This window comes from Tabrizicola sp., from assembly GCF_031377265.1.
Classification (GTDB): domain Bacteria; phylum Pseudomonadota; class Alphaproteobacteria; order Rhodobacterales; family Rhodobacteraceae; genus JAUYQR01.
On the sequence record NZ_JANMET010000149.1, the window covers coordinates 1 to 2128 of the forward strand.

Below are 2128 nucleotides of genomic sequence, written 5' to 3' on the forward strand. Positions count from 1 at the left end.
CAGAAGAGGAAGACCCATGTGCGGTCGTTCCGGAACGGAGGCACTATGAGCCCGCGTGATGAAATTCCAAACCTGCGTGGCCTTGACGGCGACGGCTCGGTGCAAGTGCATCAGGACGAAGCCGTCAAGATCGAAGGCGCGAAAGTGTTTTCAGTCTAGGCAAGGGCGGGATCGGCAAATCGACCACCTCGTCCAACCTGTCGGCAGCGTTTTCGATGCTGGGCAAGCGGGTGCTGCAGATCGGCTGCGATCCGAAACATGACAGCACCTTTACCCTCACGGGAAAGCTGCAGCCGACGGTGATCGACATCCTGAAGGAGGTCGATTTCCATGCCGAGGAGCTGCGCCCAGAGGATTTCGTCACCGTGGGCTTCAACGGCGTGATGTGCGTCGAGGCGGGCGGGCCGCCAGCCGGCACCGGCTGCGGCGGCGATGTGGTGGGCCAGACGGTGAAGCTGTTGAAGCAGCACCATCTCCTGGAAGACACCGATGTGGTGATCTTTGATGTGCTGGGCGATGTGGTCTGCGGCGGCTTTGCAGCCCCGCTGCAACACGCCGACCGGGCCGTGATCATCACCGCCAATGACTTTGACAGCATCTATGCGATGAACCGGATCATCGCCGCCGTGCAGGCGAAATCATCGAACTACAAGGTGCGGCTGGCCGGTTGCGTCGCCAACCGCTCGCGCGAGACCAATGAGATCGACCGCTATTGCGCCAAGGTCGGCTTCAACCGGCTGGCGCATATGCCCGACATCGACGCCATCCGCCGGTCCCGCCTGAAGAAAAAGACGCTGTTTGCGATGGATGATGACCAGGACATCGTGATGGCCCGCGCCGAATACATCCGTCTGGCCGAGGCGCTGTGGCGGTCGGTGGGCGAACCGGAGATGTTCCCCGAACCGCTGCCCGACCGCGAGATATTCGAACTTCTGGGCTTTGACTGAGGACTGCTGGGAATGGCCGACTACTCCGCCACGCGCGACCGGGTCGAACAGTATTTCGACCGCAGTGCCACCAAGGTCTGGGAACGCCTGACCTCGGATGCGCCGGTCAGCCGCATTCGCCAGACCGTGCGCGAAGGCCGCGACCGGATGCGCGAGGTCATGCTGTCACGCCTGCCAAACGATCTGCGCGGGGCGCGGGTGCTGGATGCCGGCTGCGGCACCGGTCTGATGGCGGTGGAACTGGCCACGCGTGGGGCCTATGTGCATGCTGTTGATATCTCGCCACAACTGATCGGCATTGCCGAAGCGCGGATGCCCGAAGGATTGCGCGGCAAGGTGACGTTTCAGGCCGGCGACATGACCGCGCCCGAGCATGGCCACTTTGACTACGTGATGGCGATGGACAGCCTGATCTACTACCGCGACACCGATATCGCCGCAGTGCTGACCAAACTGGGCCAGCGCACGTCCGAAGCGGTGGTCTTTACCGTGGCCCCGCGCACGCCGTTCCTGATGACCTTCTTCACGCTGGGCAAACTGTTTCCACGCAGCGACCGCTCGCCAGTGATGATCCCGCACGCCTTTGCAACGCTCGCAAAGACCGTTGGCCCGGGGCTGACCCGGGTAGACCGCGTGTCGCGCGGTTTCTACATCTCCGAATGTCTGGAGTTCCGGCCGTGATCTTGCGCAAGAAACATCTGGCCAGACTGCCGACCAGTTGGATGCCGTTCGCCGATGCGGCGTCGGACGGCTTGCCGATGGGTCAGTTGCTGCGTCTGTCGCTGTTTCAGGTGTCGGTGGGCATGGCCACGGTGCTGCTGCTTGGCACCTTGAACCGGGTGATGATCGTTGAACTGGCAGTGCCCGCCACGGTTGTGGCCTTCATGATCGCGCTGCCGGTGCTGTCGGCCCCGTTCCGCGCGATGCTGGGTCACCGCAGCGACAATCACCGCTCGTTCATCGGGTGGAAACGTATTCCTTATCTGTGGTTCGGCTCGCTTTGGCAGATGGGCGGGCTGGCGATCATGCCGTTTGCGCTGATCGTGCTGTCGGGCGACCAGACGCTGGGGCCGGATTGGGCCGGTAAAGCGCTGGCCGGAATAGCCTTTCTGATGACCGGCATCGGTTTGCACATGACCCAGACGGCGGGTCTGGCGCTGGCCTCGGATCGCGCCACGGAT

The 2128-nt window shown here is 62.9% G+C and carries 2 protein-coding genes and 1 pseudogene; all 3 read left to right on the top strand.

Translation table 11 applies throughout. The annotated features are described in order from the left end of the window. The first annotated feature begins 45 nt into the window (after positions 1 to 45). A pseudogene (gene bchL / locus RMO18_RS08605) lies at positions 46 to 947 on the top strand (ferredoxin:protochlorophyllide reductase (ATP-dependent) iron-sulfur ATP-binding protein). A gap of 12 nt (positions 948 to 959) precedes the next feature. Next, positions 960 to 1628, top strand: a complete 669-nt coding sequence (gene bchM / locus RMO18_RS08610; protein WP_309665257.1) for a magnesium protoporphyrin IX methyltransferase — start codon at positions 960 to 962, stop codon at positions 1626 to 1628. A gap of 41 nt (positions 1629 to 1669) precedes the next feature. Next, on the top strand, positions 1670 to 2128 hold a 459-nt coding region (locus RMO18_RS08615; RefSeq protein WP_309665259.1), incomplete at its 3' end, for a PucC family protein.

What these genes read in the sequence shown, in the direction of transcription:
- bchM (WP_309665257.1), top strand. Translation starts at nt 960, where the DNA reads ATGGCCGACTACTCCGCCACGCGCGACCGGGTCGAACAGTATTTCGAC.